General features: G+C 69.5%; 15 protein-coding genes. 8 read left to right on the top strand and 7 right to left on the bottom strand.

Annotated features, from left to right (window positions below):
* The first annotated feature begins 166 nt into the window (after positions 1–166).
* The 6 genes from C3489_RS15200 to C3489_RS15175 all read left to right on the top strand — a co-directional run bounded on the left by C3489_RS15200 (position 167) and on the right by C3489_RS15175 (position 6,406).
* Positions 167–1,516: an extracellular solute-binding protein gene (locus C3489_RS15200; RefSeq protein ID WP_103782344.1), complete on the top strand. Its 1,350-nt coding sequence runs from the start codon at positions 167–169 to the stop codon at positions 1,514–1,516.
* A complete protein-coding gene (locus C3489_RS15195) occupies positions 1,513–2,454 on the top strand; it encodes a carbohydrate ABC transporter permease (RefSeq protein ID WP_103782343.1) in 942 nt (313 codons plus the stop codon). The genes C3489_RS15200 and C3489_RS15195 overlap by 4 nt, the downstream gene beginning before the upstream one ends.
* On the top strand, positions 2,451–3,311 hold the full coding sequence (locus tag C3489_RS15190; RefSeq protein ID WP_103782342.1) for a carbohydrate ABC transporter permease: 861 nt from the start codon (positions 2,451–2,453) through the stop codon (positions 3,309–3,311). Before C3489_RS15195 ends, C3489_RS15190 begins: the two co-directional genes overlap by 4 nt.
* 21 nt (positions 3,312–3,332) lie before the next feature.
* Positions 3,333–4,298: an arabinan endo-1,5-alpha-L-arabinosidase gene (locus C3489_RS15185; RefSeq protein ID WP_103782341.1), complete on the top strand. Its 966-nt coding sequence runs from the start codon at positions 3,333–3,335 to the stop codon at positions 4,296–4,298.
* A gap of 84 nt (positions 4,299–4,382) precedes the next feature.
* A complete protein-coding gene (locus C3489_RS15180) occupies positions 4,383–5,888 on the top strand; it encodes an alpha-N-arabinofuranosidase (RefSeq protein ID WP_103782340.1) in 1,506 nt (501 codons plus the stop codon).
* Positions 5,889–5,944: 56 nt separating this feature from the next.
* Positions 5,945–6,406, top strand: coding sequence for an Rrf2 family transcriptional regulator (locus C3489_RS15175; protein ID WP_103782339.1), 462 nt, complete (start codon positions 5,945–5,947; stop codon positions 6,404–6,406).
* Here the strand turns inward: C3489_RS15175 and C3489_RS15170 are convergent.
* Positions 6,403–7,080 (bottom strand): hypothetical protein, encoded by a 678-nt coding sequence (locus C3489_RS15170; protein WP_103782338.1) that lies wholly within the window; start codon positions 7,078–7,080, stop codon positions 6,403–6,405. The genes C3489_RS15175 and C3489_RS15170 overlap by 4 nt on opposite strands.
* 174 nt (positions 7,081–7,254) lie before the next feature.
* Here C3489_RS15170 and C3489_RS15165 point away from each other — a divergent pair, with 174 nt between their 5' ends.
* Together C3489_RS15165 and C3489_RS15160 are read left to right on the top strand one after the other, a co-directional pair.
* Positions 7,255–7,908 (top strand): DUF4360 domain-containing protein, encoded by a 654-nt coding sequence (locus C3489_RS15165; RefSeq protein WP_103782337.1) that lies wholly within the window; start codon positions 7,255–7,257, stop codon positions 7,906–7,908.
* 169 nt (positions 7,909–8,077) lie between these two features.
* A complete protein-coding gene (locus tag C3489_RS15160; protein WP_103782336.1) occupies positions 8,078–9,046 on the top strand; it encodes an arabinan endo-1,5-alpha-L-arabinosidase in 969 nt (322 codons plus the stop codon).
* Positions 9,047–9,059: 13 nt separating this feature from the next.
* Here the strand turns inward: C3489_RS15160 and C3489_RS15155 are convergent, their stop codons facing one another.
* From C3489_RS15155 to C3489_RS15130, 6 genes are all read right to left on the bottom strand, one after another.
* The gene (locus tag C3489_RS15155; RefSeq protein ID WP_103782335.1) at positions 9,060–10,454 is read right to left on the bottom strand and encodes a histidinol-phosphate transaminase; all 1,395 of its coding nucleotides are present in this window, start codon (positions 10,452–10,454) and stop codon (positions 9,060–9,062) included.
* 104 nt (positions 10,455–10,558) lie between these two features.
* On the bottom strand, positions 10,559–11,722 hold the full coding sequence (locus C3489_RS15150; protein ID WP_103782334.1) for an aldose epimerase family protein: 1,164 nt from the start codon (positions 11,720–11,722) through the stop codon (positions 10,559–10,561).
* Positions 11,723–11,784: 62 nt separating this feature from the next.
* Entirely contained in the window at positions 11,785–13,029 is a 1,245-nt protein-coding gene (gene mmsB / locus C3489_RS15145) for a multiple monosaccharide ABC transporter permease (protein ID WP_103782333.1), read from the bottom strand.
* Positions 13,026–14,576: a multiple monosaccharide ABC transporter ATP-binding protein gene (mmsA, locus tag C3489_RS15140; protein ID WP_103782332.1), complete on the bottom strand. Its 1,551-nt coding sequence runs from the start codon at positions 14,574–14,576 to the stop codon at positions 13,026–13,028. Before mmsA ends, mmsB begins: the two co-directional genes overlap by 4 nt.
* Positions 14,577–14,608: 32 nt before the next feature.
* The gene (gene chvE / locus C3489_RS15135) at positions 14,609–15,715 is read right to left on the bottom strand and encodes a multiple monosaccharide ABC transporter substrate-binding protein (RefSeq protein WP_103782331.1); all 1,107 of its coding nucleotides are present in this window, start codon (positions 15,713–15,715) and stop codon (positions 14,609–14,611) included.
* A 165-nt stretch (positions 15,716–15,880) separates the two neighbouring features.
* The gene (locus tag C3489_RS15130) at positions 15,881–16,849 is read right to left on the bottom strand and encodes a hypothetical protein (RefSeq protein ID WP_103782330.1); all 969 of its coding nucleotides are present in this window, start codon (positions 16,847–16,849) and stop codon (positions 15,881–15,883) included.
* Positions 16,850–16,887: the final 38 nt, after the last annotated feature.

Genomic DNA, 16,887 nt, shown 5'->3' with positions numbered 1-16,887 from the left:
GTCCGAACCATTGACGCGCCCGCTCTTCAACCTTACGGTCCCGTTCGAAGTTACGAGCGCCATTCGAAATACCGAACAACCGGGCCCAGTACCCCGGTGACCAGTCGTGTTGCCGAACGGCGCTGCGGGCAACGGGCACGACACCGACCACACGTAAGGGCAGGCAATGGGACGACCTGGCCTGAATCGCAGGCAACTTCTGGCCACCGCGGGCGGTCTGGCCGTCGCGGGAAGCCTCGGCTTCGCGGCCCTCGGCACCGGCGCCGACGCGCTCGCCTCCGGCGCGGACACCCGGGTGCGCTACTGGAACCTCTTCAGCGGCGGCGACGGCTCCAACATGATCGCCATGCTGGACGCCTTCCGTGAGGCCAACCCCGGCATCGCGGTCAAGGACTCCACCCTCCAGTGGGGCAACCCCTTCTACACCAAGCTCGCCATGGCCGCCGCCGGCAACCGGGCACCGGAACTCGGCGTCATGCACCTGGGCCGGGTGGCGGGCTTCGCACCGGGGCGCCTCCTCGACGCGTGGGACATGGACCTGCTCGCCGAGTACGGCGTGCGCAAGGAGGACTACAACCCCGCGCTGTGGAACCGCGGCGTCATCGACGGCAAGCTCTACGCCCTGCCCCTCGACATCCACGTCCAGCTCTGCTTCTACCGCAAGGACGTGCTGAGGAAGGCGGACCTGCTCGGCGACGACGGCCGGATGGTCCCGGTCACCTCCACCGCCGAGTGGTTCGACGTGCTGAAGAAGGCCAGGGCGGTGCAGAAGAAGGGCCTGCAGACCATCGGCCTGTGGACCAACGACCAGAACTTCCAGTGGTGGTTCTTCGTCGCCTTCTACACCCAGCTGGGCGGGCAGTGGTTCGACGACAAGCGCACCGAGGTCCTCTTCGACGCCGACAAGGCCACCCAGGTCCTGGAGTTCCTCCGGCAGCACGTCACCGACGGCTACGTCATCCCGGGCGCACCCACCGGCGAGCAGTTCATCAACGGCGCCCCCTTCACCTGGGAGGGCAACTGGTCCGTGCCGGTCTTCTCCGGCGCGAAGCTGGACTACGGCGCGACCCCGCTGCCGCCCGTCTTCGGCAAGCCGGCCACCCACGCCGAGTCCCACGCCTTCGTCCTGCCCCACCAGGCCGGCCGCGGCGGCGCCACCAACGAGGGCGCGCACAGGCTCGCCGCCTACGTCGTCCGGCACGCCCTGCAGTGGGCGGCCGGCGGGCACATCCCCGCCTACACGCCGACCCTGTCCACGGCCGCGTACAAGAGGCTCACCCCGCAGAACGAGTACGTGAGCGCGATGGACCACCAGGCCACCGAACCCAAGGTGTGGTTCGCGGGCTCCACCGGTGTCCTCGCCCAGGACCTCGGCCCCGTCGTCGTCTCCTCGACGATGGGCTCCGCGAAGCCGGACGCCGCCGCCCGGCGGATGAAGGACCGTCTCACCAAGCTCCTCGCCGCCAAGAACCCGATGGACGGCCACACCGCCGCGCAGGGAGGTGCGGTCGCATGACGACGACCAGCGCTGAGACCGTCATCGCACCGGCCCTCGCGAAGCCCGCGGCCGCCGGCGCCACCGTCCGCCGCAGGCAGGGACTCCAGCACGGCGGCTGGTTCGTCGCCCCGTTCCTCGCCCTCTTCGCGCTGTTCGTGATCTGGCCGCTGCTGCGCGGCATCTACCTCAGCTTCACGGACGCCAACATCTCCGGCGAGTCCGCCCACTTCGTCGGCCTCGACAACTACCGCGAGGCGCTGCACGACGCGGCGATGTGGGACGCGCTCGGCCACAGCGCCTACTTCACCCTGCTCGTCGTCCCCTGCATCACGGTCCTCGCCTTCCTGCTCGCGATGCTCGCGCACAACATCGAGCGCGGAAAGTGGCTGTGGCGGCTGTGCTTCTTCGCGCCGTTCCTGCTGCCGTCCACGGTCGCCGGCAACATGTGGCAGTGGCTGTTCACCCAGGGGATCGGCCTGTTCAACCAGACCTTCGGGCTCGACACACCCTGGCTGACCGACAAGTCCTACGCCATGCTCGCCATCGTCATCGAAACCCTGTGGTGGACGGTCGGCTTCTCCTTCCTGCTCTACCTCGCCGCCCTCCAGGGCATCCCGGAGCACCTGTACGAGGCCGCCAAGCTGGACGGCGCGAACGCCTGGCACCGCATGGTCCACATCACCCTGCCGATGCTGCGCAACATCACCGGCCTGGTGATCGCACTGCAGATCCTCGCCTCCCTGCAGCTCTTCGACCAGGCCGTCGTGATGATGGACTTCGGCCCCGGTCCGGAGCTCTCCACCCGCTCCTTCGTGCAGTACACCCTCGAACAGGGCTTCACCAGCTACCGCGTGGGCTACGCCTCCGCGATGTCCATCATCTTCTTCGTGATCATCGCGGCCGTCGCCCTCGGGCGGATGTGGCTGCTGCGCACCCGTGAGGAGGGCGGCCGATGACCACCGCCACACCGCTCCGCGTCAAGTCCCGCAAGCCCTGGACACCCAGCCAGATCGTGCTGACGCTGCTCGGCGCCGCGGTCTCCGCCGTCTTCGTGGCGCCCGTCGCCGCGGCCCTGTTCACTTCCCTCAAGTCCGAGGCCGAGGCCGCCGAGATCCCGCCGCACTGGCTGCCGAAGGTGTGGACGGGCCAGGCGTGGAAGGCCCTGTGGGAGACCGGCAACATCACCAACTGGTTCGTGAACTCCCTCGTCGTGTCGGTCCTCGTCACGGCCGTCGTGCTGGTCGTCTCCGCGCTCGCCGGCTACGGCTTCGCCCGCACCGAGTTCCGCGGCAAGGCGGTGCTCATGGGCGTCGTGATGTCGGGCCTGATGATCTCCCCGGCCGTCCTCGGCGTGCCCCTGTTCACCACCGTCCAGCAGATGGGCATGGTCGACACCTACTGGGGCATGATCCTGCCGCAGTGCGCGCCCGCCGCGATGGTCTACATCCTCTACAAGTTCTTCCAGGGCATCCCGCGCGAACTCGAAGAGGCCGCCTTCATCGACGGCGCCGGACGCTGGCGGGTCTTCTTCACCGTCGTGCTGCCGCTGTCGCGCTCCTCGCTCGCCGCCGTCGGCATCTTCACCTTCATCGCCTCGTGGAACAACTTCCTGTGGCCCTACATGGTGACCAACAACCCCGACCTGATGACCATGCCGAACGGCATCGCGACCGTCATGAACTCCTACGGCATCCAGTGGGCCCAGCTCATGGCCGGCGGCCTGATGGCCGGGCTGCCGCTGATCGTCGTCTTCGTCTTCTTCCAGCGCCAGATCGTGGCGGGTGTCGCGCACACCGGCCTCGCCGGCCAGTGAACCCCGTCAGGAGAACCAGCGTTGAAGCGCACCCGACTCGCGACCGCCGTCGCCGCAGCCGTCGTCGCCCTGCTCCCGACCACGGCGAGCGCGGACGTGACCTACCCCGACCCGCAGCCGATCACCGGCCAGCAGATCATCCACGACCCCACCGTCATCCGTCTCGCATCCGGCGGCTACGTCGCCTACTCCACCGGCGGCGTGATCGGCGCCCGCGTCTCCCGGGACAAGAAGCAGTGGGACGACGCCGGCAACGCCTTCGCGGCCCCGCCGGCCTGGTGGTACGAGTACAACGACACCGGCGACCCCTGGGCCCCGGACATCTCCTTCCGCGACGGCCGCTACTGGCTGTACTACGCCGTCTCCTCCTGGGGCACCAACCACTCCGCGATCGGCGTCGCCACGTCCCCCACCGGCCTGCCCGGCACCTGGATCGACCACGGCAAGGTCTTCAGCTCCGAGAGGACCGACGCCTGGAACGCCATCGACCCGGCCGTCCTCAGGGCCGACGGCAAGCTGTGGATGACCTTCGGCTCCTACTGGACCGGCATCCGCATGGTCGAACTCGACCCGAGGACGGGCAAGGCGCTCCCCGGCGCGAGCGTCCACCACCTGGCCACCCGCCCCGACGCCCCGTACGCCGTCGAAGGCCCGTACATCGTCCGGCACGGCGCCTACTACTACCTCTTCGCCTCCTACGACGCGTGCTGCGCCGGAGTGAACTCCACCTACAAGATCCGAGTCGGCCGCTCGACGTCCGTCACGGGCCCCTACGTCGACAGCACGGGCAAGCCCCTGCTGGAGGGCGGCGGCGAACTCCTGCTCGCCGGCCACGGCCGCTACGTGGGCACGGGCGGCGAGTCGGTCTTCCGCGACCGAGGCGAGGACTGGCTGGCGTACCACTACTACGACGCGAAGGACAACGGCACCCCAAAGCTGGGCCTGAACAAGCTGACGTGGAAATCAGGCTGGCCGGGACTCACCTGAAAGGGGCGCGGGGAACTGCGCGACCAGCCACACACAACAGTCAGCCGCCAACGAATCACAAACCACCCACCGCGAAAGGCGAACATGCCCACCGCCCGCTTCACCCTGGACCCCGCCTTCACCATCGCCCAGGTCAACCCCCGTCTCTTCGGCTCCTTCGTCGAACACCTCGGCCGCTGCGTCTACACCGGTATCTACGAACCCGACCACCCCACCGCGGACGAGGCCGGACTCCGTACCGACGTACTGGAACTCGTACGCGAGTTGGGAGTCACGGCCATCCGCTATCCGGGAGGCAACTTCGTCTCCGGCTACAAGTGGGAGGACTCGGTGGGCCCGGTCGAGGAACGGCCCCGCCGCCTCGACCTCGCCTGGCGCTCGACCGAGACGAACTGCTTCGGCCTGTCCGAGTACATCGCCTTCCTGAAGAAGATCGGCCCCCAGGCCGAGCCGATGATGGCGGTCAACCTCGGCACGCGTGGCGTCGCCGAGGCGCTGGAACTCCAGGAGTACGCCAACCACCCCGCCGGCACGGAACTGTCCGAGCGGCGGATAGCCCACGGCGACAAGGACCCCTTCGGCATCAGGCTGTGGTGCCTCGGCAACGAGATGGACGGCCCCTGGCAGACCGGCCACAAGACGGCCGAGGAGTACGGCCGTATCGCGGCCGAGACCGCGCGGGCCATGCGCCAGATCGACCCGAAGGTCGAACTCGTCGCCTGCGGCAGCTCGGGCCAGTCGATGCCCACGTTCGCCGAGTGGGAGGCAACGGTCCTCGCCGAGACCTACGACCTGGTCGACTACATCTCCCTGCACGCCTACTACGAGCCGGTCGACGGCGACGTCGACTCCTTCCTGGCCTCGGCCGTCGACATGGAGTCCTTCATCGAGAACGTCGTCGCGACGGCCGACCACATCGGGGCGAGGCTCAAGTCCAAGAAGAAGATCAACCTTTCCTTCGACGAGTGGAACGTCTGGTACCTGTCCCGCACGGAGGCCGAGGTCAGTGCCCTCGACTGGCCGGAGGCCCCGCGCCTGCTGGAGGACAACTACAGCGTCACCGACGCCGTCGTCTTCGGCTCCCTGCTCATCGCCCTGCTCCGGCACGCGGACCGGGTGACGGTGGCCTGTCTGGCGCAGCTGGTCAACGTCATCGCCCCGATCATGACCGAGCCCGGCGGCCCGGCCTGGCGGCAGACCACGTACTTCCCCTTCGCGCAGGCGTCGCAGTACGGCCGCGGCGAGGTCCTGGACGTCCGCGTCGACTCGCCGACCTACGAGACGAAGCGGTACGGCGAGGCCGACCTGCTGCACGCCACCGCCGTGCGCGCCGAGGACGGCACGGTCACCGTCTTCGCCGTCAACCGCGGCCGGACCGAGCCGCTGCCGCTGGAGGTCGCCCTCAGCGGCCTGGACCTGACCCGGGTCGTCGAGCACAGCGCCCTCGCCGACGCCGACCCGGACGCCCGCAACACGCTCGCCGAGCCCGAGCGGGTCGTCCCGCACCGGGTCGACGGCACGGCCCTCGCCGATGGCCGGCTGACGGCCGTACTGGAGCCGCTGTCCTGGAACGTGATCAGGCTGGCGTAGAGCAGCAGTCCTGGGCCGGGCACCGGCGCCGGCGAGCTGAGCCGCACAATGAACGCATGAGGATCTCGGCACGGGCGGACTACGCGGTGCGGGCGGTGCTGGAGCTCGCCGTACGGCAGGAGGGCGACGACCCGCTGAAGGCGGAGACGATCGCCGCGGCCCAGGCCATCCCGCACAAGTTCCTGGAGGGCATCCTCGGCGACCTGCGCCGCGCCGGCATCGTGGACAGCCGGCGCGGCGGTGGCGGTGGCTACCGGCTGGCCCGCGAGGCGTCCGCGGTCACGGTGGCGGACGTCATCCGGGCCGTCGACGGTCCGATCGTCTCGGTCAGGGGCGAGCGCCCCACGGGCCTGACGTACACCGGCAGCGCCCAGCCCCTGCTCCCGCTGTGGATCGCCCTGCGCGCCAACGTCCGCCAGATCCTGGAGGGCGTCACGGTCGCCGACATCGCGGCCGACGCCCTCCCGGAGCAGGTACGGCGCCTGGCGGCGGAACCGGCGGCGTGGGAGAACCCCTAACGCCGGGCGTCCTTCAGGGCCCGCGTGAGCGCCTGGTCCCCCTGCCCGAGCAGGGCCTTCTCCAGGCTGTGGTCGTCCCGCCGGCCGAGCCGCTCCCCCTGAGCGAACCCGTCCGTGCCGAGCACCCGCCCGCACCACTCCCCGCGCCCCACCACATGCCCGTCGTAGGGCACCACGCCGCCCTCCCCGAGCGCCACCCACCGCCCCTCCCGCCACCGCAGGGCGAGGACGTAGGTGTGGCCCGGCACGACCCGGGGCGCCTCCCCGGTCAGCACGTCGACCCGGTCGCCGCCCGCGCGGGTGACCTTCCAGCCGGGGGCGACGTAGTCGAGGGTCGCGCCGACCCCGGGGTGGGACCGCTCCCGTGACACGTACGGCACGGACTCGGCGCGCAGCCGCACGGTGCGCTCGACGTCGTACCGATAGGCACCCAGGGCGAGTTCCCGCCGCCCGCTCTCCCGCTCGCTCACGGCCCGGCCGACGACCACGGCATCGGCGTACGCCACCCAGTCCCGGGCGGTCTCGGACGGATACGGGTTGTCCGGATACCCGCACCCGTTGACGGTGTCGAGGCCGCCCCACCCGACGAGCACACCGCCGACGACACCGAGGGCGGCCAGGGCGGCGACGAGGGCACCTGTCACGGAGGAGGCGGGCAAACGGGCTCTGCGCATCTGTTGATCTTGGGGGCCACCCCCTCGACCGGCTGTGGTGGAAGCCATAACTCCGGTCACAGCCGTGTCACAGGAGGGCGCCGCGAATGGCCGGAGGCCGCCTTCACGGATCCCTCACACATCCTCGACAGTCAGTCCGACACAGCCACCCCCCAGTGAACGGACGGAGAAACCATGACTGGTGGACTCCTCCTGAGCGGCGCCGTCGCCGCTCTGCTCGCCACGGCGTTACCGGCGGCTCAGCACCCGTCCTCCGGGTTCACCGACCCGCCCCCGGACAAGATCGTCATCAAGGTCGCCACGGTGAACGGCTCCGGGTGTCCCCAGGGCACCACCGCGGTCGCCGTCTCCGAGGACAACACGGCCTTCACCGTGACCTACAGCGACTACCTGGCCCAGGCCGGAGGCAACTCCGACCCGACGGCGTTCCGCAAGAACTGTCAGCTGAACCTCGTCGTGCATGTCCCGCAGGGCTTCACCTACGCCGTGGCCAGCGCCGACTACCGCGGTTTCGCGGCACTCCAGCAGGGCGCGAGCGGCGCGCAGAGAGCCTCGTACTACTTCCAGGGCTCCCCGGCCACGGCGTACCGCAACCACCCCCTGTCCGGCCCGTACAACGACAACTGGCAGGCCACCGACACCACGGACTGGGCCCAGCTGGTCTGGGCACCCTGCGGGGTCCAGCGCAACTTCAACATCAACACGGAGCTGCGCGTGAGCGCCGGCACCTCGGCACCCGGCAAGGTCAGCTTCATGACGATGGACTCGACGGACGGCGACATCAGCACGGTGTACCACCTGGCGTGGAAGGAGTGTCCGGGCCGCTGAGCCGGCGCGGGGCCCCGCGGTCACCGTCCCGTGCGCGGTGACCGCGGGGCCAACCTCCGTTGCTGCGCGGGTTATTGACGCGCGGGGGGTCGGACTCTACGGTCCCGTCCGATGACGCGACCGTTGTTCGAAACCACGAACGACGCGCCCCCACCGAAGGAGCGTCCCCATGAGCCGCACGTCCCGGAGAGCCGCCCTCCTCGCCGTCCCCGCCGCGATCCTGCTGGCCCTCGTTCCGCAGACCGCCTCCGCCTACCCCAACCCCGGCACCGTCACCGGCAGTACCGTCGTGCACGACCCGTCGATGATCCGCACGTCCGCCGGGCGGTACCTGCTGTACGCCACCGGTGGCGGACTGGCCTACCGGACCTCCGCCGACCGGGTCGCCTTCACGGCCGGGGCCGACGCCTTCTCCGCCAAGCCGGGCTGGTGGGCGTCGTACAACACCGAGGCCTGGGCGCCGGACATCTCGTACCACGGGGGCAAGTACCTGATGTACTACGCCGTCTCGAAGTTCGGCTACAACACCTCCGCGATCGGGCTCGCGGGGTCCACCACCGGCCTGCCCGGTTCCTGGACCGACTACGGGATCGTCTACACCTCCACCACCTCCAGCGACTACAACGCCATCGACCCCAACCTCTTCGTCGACGACGACGGCACGTGGTGGCTGTCCTTCGGCAGCTGGTGGACCGGCATCAAGATGATCCGCATCGATCCGTCCACCGGGAAGCAGTACGCGGGGGACACCACCCGCTACTCCCTCGCCTCCCGGCCCACCGGGACCAAGGCCGTCGAGGCGCCCTTCGTCGTCAAGCGGGGCGGGTACTACTACCTCTTCGCCTCCTACGACACCTGCTGCGCCGGCACCAGCTCCACCTACAAGGTCAAGGTCGGCCGGGCCACCTCCGTCACCGGGCCGTACTACGACAAGAACGGCGTCGCGCTGATGAACAACGGCGGCACCCCGGTCCTGGAGTCGCACGGCAGCGTCATCGGCCCGGGCGGACAGTCGATCATGAACGACGTCGACGGGGACCTGATCGTCTACCACTACTACGACGGCAACGACAACGGCACCCCGAAGCTCGGCGTCAACCTGCTGAACTGGAGCAGCGGCTGGCCCGTCGCCTACTGAGGCGGCCCGTGGCTCAGCCCGCACGCCCCATGCCGGCCGGGTTGGGCCAGCCTGCCGCCGGTGCCGTCGTCAGGTCGTCCGGCATGCCCGTCGTACCGCGCACCTGGGCCGCCGTGAGGCCGCCGCGGGCCGGTGTCCCCGGCGGGGTGGGCAGGGGCTGGGGCTGGGGCCACGGCTGGGCCGGCGGCAGCGGCACGCCGCCGCCGTTGGTCTGGCCGACCAGGCGGTCCACCGCCGCCGTGCCCGAGCTGTAGCTGGTCCCGTTGCCCAGCTCGGGCACGGCGGCTCCCCTCCTGGACGTCCCGTAGAGCACCTGTTCCAGGCCGGACACCAGGCGACGCACGTCCACCTGGGGGCGCACCACGAGCCGCAGGAAGCGACTGGACGAACCGATCTTGTTGCCGCACTCCCGGACCAGGATCCGGTGCTCGGTGAGCAGCCGGTCGCGGACCACGGTGCCCTCGGCGCCCACGGGCAGGCGCACGAAGAGGAAGTTGCCCTGGGACGGGTAGACCGTCAGGCCGGGCAGGGCCGACAGCGCGGCCGTCATCTCCAGGCGGTCGCGGCGGACCTGCTGGAGGCTCTGGGCGTACTCCGTGCCGTGGTCGCGGAGCATGAACACCACGTGCTCGGCGAAGGAGTTGAGGTTCCACTTGGGCAGCGCCGCCCGCACCTTCCCGGCCAGCGCCGGGTTCGCCACCAGATAGCCGAAGCGCACGCCGTGCAGGCCGAAGTTCTTGCCCAGGCTGCGCAGGACGATGACGTTCGGGCGCAGCACGGCCTCCTGGACGACCGACGGGTCCGCCTCCGCGTCGGCGAACTCCAGGAACGACTCGTCCACGACCACCAGGTCCAGGTCCGCCATCGCGTCCAGGAACTGCACGAGCGCCTGTTTGTGCTGGTAGCCGCCGTCGGGGTTGTTCGGGTTGCAGATCACCGCAACGCGGGTGCCCCGGGATCGGATGAACTCGGCGTAGCGGGACAGGTCGAGGGCGAAGCCGCCCGCCTCCTGCAGCGGGAACATGTCGACGCGTTTGCCGGTCTCCAGCGGCTGGTCGGTCCAGCGGCCGAAGGTGGGCACCGGCACCGCCAGGGACTCGCGGACCAGCAGATGGTCGATCCAGGTGATCAGCTCCGTGGAGCCGTTGCCCATCGCCACGCAGCTCGGCGGCAGCTGGAGCAGCGCGCACAGCTCGGCGGTGATCGTCTCGGCGCTGCTCGGGTAGTAGGTGACGATCTCACGCAGCCGGGACGCCATCTCGTCGAACATCGCCGGGGTGGGGAAGTACGGGTTGCAGGGGATGCAGAAGTCCAGCGGTCCCGCCCCGTCGCTCTCCCGTGCCAGCGCCGCCATCGAGGGGGAGTGCGCGGCGGTGCTGCGGAACAGCGAGGTGACGTTGTCTGCCAAGGGGACCTCCGTGTCCAAGGGCGGCCCGTGCGGGGGAGCACGGGCCGCCCTTGAGTACGCAGGACGGCGGGGCGCCGTTCAACTCCGGTGCGCCGTCACCGGTTTCAGGCGGAGAAGCGGTGGACCGTGCGTGTTCGGTACGTCTCGCCCGGGCGCAGCACCGTCGAGGGGAACGCCGGCTGGTTCGGGGAGTCCGGGAAGTGCTGCGTCTCCAGGCACAGCGCGTCGCCCTGGCGGTAGGTGCGGCCGCTGGTGCCCGTCAGGGTGCCGTCGAGGAAGTTGCCGGAGTAGAACTGCAGGCCCGGCTGGTCGGTGGCGATCCGCAGGGTGCGGCCGGAGGCAGGGTCGCGCAGGGTGGCTATGTGCTCGGGTTCGGCGGTGATGCCCTTGTCCAGCACCCAGTTGTGGTCGTAGCCCTTGGCCAGGACCTGCTGCGGATGGCCGGCCCGGATGTCCCGGCCGACCGGCTTGGCGCGGCGGAAGTCGAAGGGGGTGCCCGCGACCTTCGCCAGCTCGCCGGTGGGGATCAGGCCCGCGTCGGTGGGGGTGTACCGGGCGGCGGCGATCTGCAGTTCGTGGTCCTCGATGCTGCCGCTGCCCTCGCCGGCCAGGTTCCAGTAGACGTGGCTGGTGAGGTTGACGACGGTGGCCTTGTCGGTGGTGGCCTCGTAGTCGATGATCCAGTCGCCGCCCCGGGTGAGCGTGTACGTCACGGTCGCCCGCAGCGTGCCCGGGTAGCCCATGTCGCCGTCGACGCTGGTGTGGTGCAGCCGCAGGCCGACGTCGGAGCCGGACACGAAGGGCTCCACGTCCCACACCCGCTTGTCGAAGCCCTTGGCCCCGCCGTGCAGGCTGTTGTCGCCGTCGTTGACGGACAGCTGGTAGGTCTTGCCGTCCAGGGTGAAGCGGCCCTTGGCGATGCGGTTGCCGTAGCGGCCGATCAGGGCGCCGAAGTACGGGCTGGACGCCACGTAGTCGTCGAGGCTGTCGAAGCCCAGGGAGACGTTGGCGCGGCGGCCGTGCCGGTCGGGGATCTCCAGGGACTGGACGATGCCGCCGTAGGACAGCACCTTCAGGGCGGTGCCGCCGTTCTCCAGGGACCAGCGGTACACCTTCGTGCCGTCGGCGAGCGTGCCGAAGTGCTCCTTCACCGGCCTGCGCCCGTGCGAGGCGGCCCCGGGCGCGGCCTCGGCCGTGCCGCCGAGTGCCGACGCGGCGATGCCCGCCGCCGCTGCCGAGGCGATGACCGTGCGTCTGTTCAGTTCCATAGGTGCGGCTCCTTGACGGATAAGGAGAGGGCCCCGCTCCGGTGAGCGGGGCCCCGGTTGACTCACGAACCGGACTTGCGCTTGTTCCACACGTCGAAGCCGACCGCCGCCAGCAGGGCGAACCCCTTGATGACCTGCTGCCAGTCGGTGCCGACGCTCAGGAGGTTCATGCCGTTGTTCAGCACGCCGAGGACGAGACCGCCGATGATCGCGCCGAGCACGGTGCCCACACCGCCGCTCATGGACGCGCCGCCGATGAACGCCGAGGCGATCGCCTCAAGTTCGTAGTTCAGGCCCGCCTTCGGGGAGGCCGCGTTCAGGCGGGCGGCGATCGCCAGTCCCGCCAGGGCCGCGAGCGCGCCCATGTTCAGGAAGACGAAGAAGGTGACCTTCTTGTCCTTGACGCCGGACAGCTTCGCCGCGGGCAGGTTGCCGCCGATGGCGTAGATGTGCCGGCCGAACACCGAGTTGCGCATGACGTAGCCGTAGCCCACCACCAGCGCGCCCAGGATCAGCAGCACGATCGGAGCGCCCTTGTAGCTGGCGAGCAGCATCGTGACGACGAGGATCGCGGCGACGATGGCCGTCAGCTTGAGCAGGAAGAGGTTGCGCGGGACCACGTCCAGCGAGAACTCCTGCTGGCGGCGGCGGTCGCGGACCTCCTGGACGACCGTGAAGACGATCAGCGCAAGCCCCAGCAGCAGGGTGATGTTGTGGTAGTTGGTGTTCGGGCCGGTCTCCGGCAGGAAGCCGTTGCCGATCTTCTGCAGGCCGTTCGGGAAGGGGCCGAGGGTCTGGCCCTCCAGCAGGATCTCCGTGAAGCCGCGGAAGATCAGCATGCCGGCCAGGGTGACGATGAACGACGGTATGCCGAGGTAGGCGATGAAGTAGCCCTGCACCGCGCCGGCGACCGCGCCCGCCAGCAGGCACAGCACCACGGCGACGGGCCAGGCCACATGGTGTTCCACGGTCAGGACGGCCGCGAAGGCGCCCACGAACGCCGTGACCGAGCCGACCGACAGGTCGATGTGGCCCGCGATGATCACCAGCATCATGCCGATCGCGAGGATCAGCACATAGCTGTTCTGCAGGACCAGGTTGGAGACGTTGCGCGGCAGCAGCAGGTCGCCGTCGGTCCACACCGCGAAGACGGCGACGATCAGACCGAGCGCGAGCAGCATGCCGTACTGCCGCATGTTGCGGCGCAGACCGCCGATCACCAGCTGGAGCAGGTTCTCACCCGGGGCGCCGCCGCCCCCCGCGCCCGGCGGGGCGGCGACCGGGCTCTTGGTCACTTCGGTGCTCATCGCGTTACCTCTTTGTCCTTCGTCATACGGCGCATCAGCACTTCCTGCGTGGCCTCGGCCCGGGGGACCTCGCCGGTGAGCCGGCCGGCGGCCATGGTGTAGATCCGGTCGCACATGCCGAGCAGTTCGGGCAGTTCGGAGGAGATGAAGACGACCGCCTTGCCCTGCGCGGCCAGCTGGTCGATGACCGTGTAGATCTCGTACTTGGCGCCGACGTCGATGCCGCGGGTCGGTTCGTCCAGGATCAGCACATCGGGGCCGGCGAAGATCCACTTGCTGAGGACGACCTTCTGCTGGTTGCCGCCGGACAGCTTGCCCACCGGTTCGAACACGGTCGGCGCCTTGATGTTCATGGACTTGCGGAAGCCCTCGGCGACCTGGCGCTCCTCGTGCTCGTCGACCACGCCCCGCCGGGCGACCTTCTTCAGCGCGGTCAGCGAGATGTTGCGGTTGATCGTGTCGATCAGGTTCAGGCCGTAGTGCTTGCGGTCCTCGGTGACGTACGCGATGCCGTGCGCGACCGCCTCCGCGACGGTCTTGGTGCGGATCTCCTTGCCGTCCTTCAGGACCGTGCCGCCCGCGTAGCGGCCGTAGGTGCGGCCGAAGACGCTCATCGCCAGCTCGGTGCGGCCGGCCCCCATCAGGCCCGCGATGCCGACGATCTCCCCGCGGCGCACCTGGATCGACACGTCGTCGACGACCTTGCGCTGCTGGTCGATCGGGTGGTGCACGGTCCAGTTGCGGATCTCCAGGGCCGGCGCGGTGCCTTCCTCCGGGTGGTGCGGGGTGCGCTCGGGGAAGCGGTTGTCGAGGTCGCGGCCGACCATGCCGCTGATGATGCGGTCCTCGGTGGTCTCGGCCGCCGCCACGTCGAGCGTCTCGATGGAGCGGCCGTCGCGGATGATCGTGACGGAGTCGGCGACCTTGCGGATCTCGTTGAGCTTGTGGGAAATGATGATCGAGGTGATGCCCTGGTCCTTCAGCTGCAGGATCAGGTCGAGGAGCTTGCCGCTGTCCTCGTCGTTGAGCGCCGCGGTCGGCTCGTCGAGGATGAGCAGCTTCACCTTCTTCGACAGCGCCTTGGCGATCTCCACCAGCTGCTGCTTGCCCACCCCGATGTCGGCGACGCGGGTCTCGGGGTGCTCGTCGAGGCCGACGCGGCGCAGCAGCTCGGTGGCGTGCCGCAGGGTGTCGTTCCAGTTGATCAGGCCGCGCTTGGCGTGCTCGTTGCCGAGGAAGATGTTCTCCGCGATGGACAGATACGGCACCAGCGCCAGCTCCTGGTGGATGATGACGATGCCGTGCTGCTCGCTGGCCCGGATGTCCTTGAAGCGGCAGAGCTCTCCCTCGAAGAGGATGTCGCCCTCGTAGCTGCCGTACGGGTGGACGCCGGAGAGCACCTTCATCAGGGTCGACTTCCCGGCGCCGTTCTCCCCGCAGATGGCGTGGACCTCGCCCTGGCGGACGGTCAGCGTGACGTCCGACAGCGCTTTGACACCGGGAAAGGTCTTGACGATCGAGCGCATTTCCAGGACGGGTCCCGCCATGGTCGTGCCTTCCAATCCGTGTGGGTGCCCGGTTACTTGAGCTGGCCGGCGGTGTAGTAGCCGCCCGCGACCAGGACCTTGTCGTAGTTGGTCTTGTCGACGCTCACCGGCTGCAGCAGGTAGGCGGGCACGACCTTGGCGCCGTTGTCGTAGGTCTTGGTGTCGTTGACCTCGGGCTTCTTGCCGTTCAGCACGGCCTCGACCATGTTCGAGGCGACCTTGGCCAGCTCCCGGGTGTCCTTGTAGACGGTCTGCGTCTGCTGGCCCGCGATGATCGACTTCACCGAGGCCAGCTCGGCGTCCTGGCCGGTGAGGACCGGCAGCGGCTTGCCGGCCGAGCCGTAGCCGTCGGACTTCAGGGCGGAGAGGATGCCGATGGAGATGCCGTCGTAGGGGGAGAGGACGGCGTCGACGCGGGCGCTCTTGTAGGACTTGGTGAGGATGTCGTCCATGCGCCGCTGGGCGGTGGCGCCGTCCCAGCGCAGCGTGGTGACCTGGTTGAGCGAGGTCTGCCCGGAGCGCACGACGAGCTTCTTGGAGTCGATGTACGGCTTCAGCACGCTCATCGCGCCGTTGAAGAAGTACTTGGTGTTGTTGTCGTCGTTGGAGCCGGCGAACAGCTCGATGTTGAAGGGGCCCTTGCCGCTACTCAGGCCCAGCTTGTCGGCGATGTAGGTCGCCTGGAGCCGGCCGACCTTCTCGTTGTCGAACGAGGCGTAGTAGTCGACGTTCGGCGTGCCGAGGATGAGCCGGTCGTAGGCGATGACCGGGATGTTCGCGTCCTTGGCCTGCTGCAGCACGTTGCCCAGGGACTTGTTGTCGATGGCGGCGACGATGAGGGCCTTCACGCCCTGGGTGATCAGGTTCTCGATCTGGGAGACCTGCTGGTCGGGGTCGTCCTCCCCGTAGACCAGCTTGGTCTTGAAGCCCTTGGACTCCAGGTCCTTCTTGACGTTGTTGCCGTCGGCGATCCACCGCTCGGAGGACTTCGTCGGCATCGCGATGCCGATGGTGCCTCCCTTGGCGGATCCCGAGTCCTCCTTGCTGCCTCCCTCGCCGTTCTGGCCGCAGGCGGTCAGGGCGAGGGCGAGCGAGGCGGTACCGGCTATCGCGGTCAGTGCGGCTCTGCGGTTGCGCATGTCATCTTCCTTGATGTCGAGCACGGCCGACTGCGGCTGTGCGGCAACGCTGTCAGGAGTGGTACTGGGGCACCGGCGAACGGTGGGTGGTGCGGGGGCCGACGAACAGTCGTGTGGGATTGTGTTCGGCTCCGTCGTCTTCTGTGAAGAGGGGGTTGCGAAAATTTATGAACGTGTTTCGAAGCGCTGGAGATCGCCGGGCAGCCGGGAGCCGAGCGGGGCCATGTCGTCCCCGGCCCCGTGCCGGGCCAGCAGGTCCAGCGCCAGCCGGCCGCGCCGCACCCGCTCCTTGGCGGTGGCCAGCGTGACGTCCCGCAGATGGTGCCCGTAGGGGTAGATCCCGGGCGCCTTGGACAGGCCGAACTTCAGATACAGCGGGGCGCCGCGCCGGATCAGCTCGGCCACCTCGTACATCCGGATGTAGCCGCCGAGGTCGTCCGGCGCCTCGATGTACATGTCCATGGGCGCGGCGGACGCCCTCCGGATCTCGGTCAGATGGTCCAGGGTCAGGTCGCTGGGCACATTGACCGAGTCCGCGCCGAGCCGCTCGTAGACGGCGTACGACGCCGGATTGACGGGGCCGATCAGCGCCGACACCTTCAGGGTCGTGTCGGCCGGGATGATGCCCTCGACACGCGCCCGGTGCAGCGTCCACAGCACGCCCTCGTCGGCCACCAGCAGGCACTTCACACCCAGCTCGGTGGCCCGGACCGCGTCCTCCACGCAGCCGGCGACGGCGTCGTGGCCCCGGGCGCGCAGCCCCGCCCCGCGCGAGTCGGTGCGGGTCGAGCCGCCGATGTCCCAGGTGCCGCGCGGCCCGGTGAACAGACACAGCTCGATGTCGCGTTCGGCGGTGGCCTCGGCCATCTCGGTGATCTCGGCGTCGCTCAGCATCCACACACCGCTGCCCTGGCTGATGCGGTGGATCGGCACATCGAGCCGCGAGGCCTCCTTCAGCACCACCGACAGCGCCTCGGGGCCCTCGCACGAGGGGATCTCGGTGCGCCAGTGGCCGCCGCCGGGGAAGGTGTGCGGCGAGGCGTCGGCGGGGTCGGGGGCGGGTGCGCCCAGGCCGAGCGCGGAGAGCGCGGGCTCACCGGGCCGGCGGGCTGCCGTGGCGGAAGCGTCGGTCACAGGTTGTCCTTAAAGTCCTGGTGTCCAGAAGCCCTGGA

The sequence above is a fragment of the Streptomyces sp. Ru71 genome, assembly GCF_002920535.1.
Lineage (GTDB): Bacteria > Actinomycetota > Actinomycetes > Streptomycetales > Streptomycetaceae > Streptomyces.
Note: the sequence above shows the minus strand (reverse complement) of the source record. Positions and strands in the feature narration are given on the sequence as shown.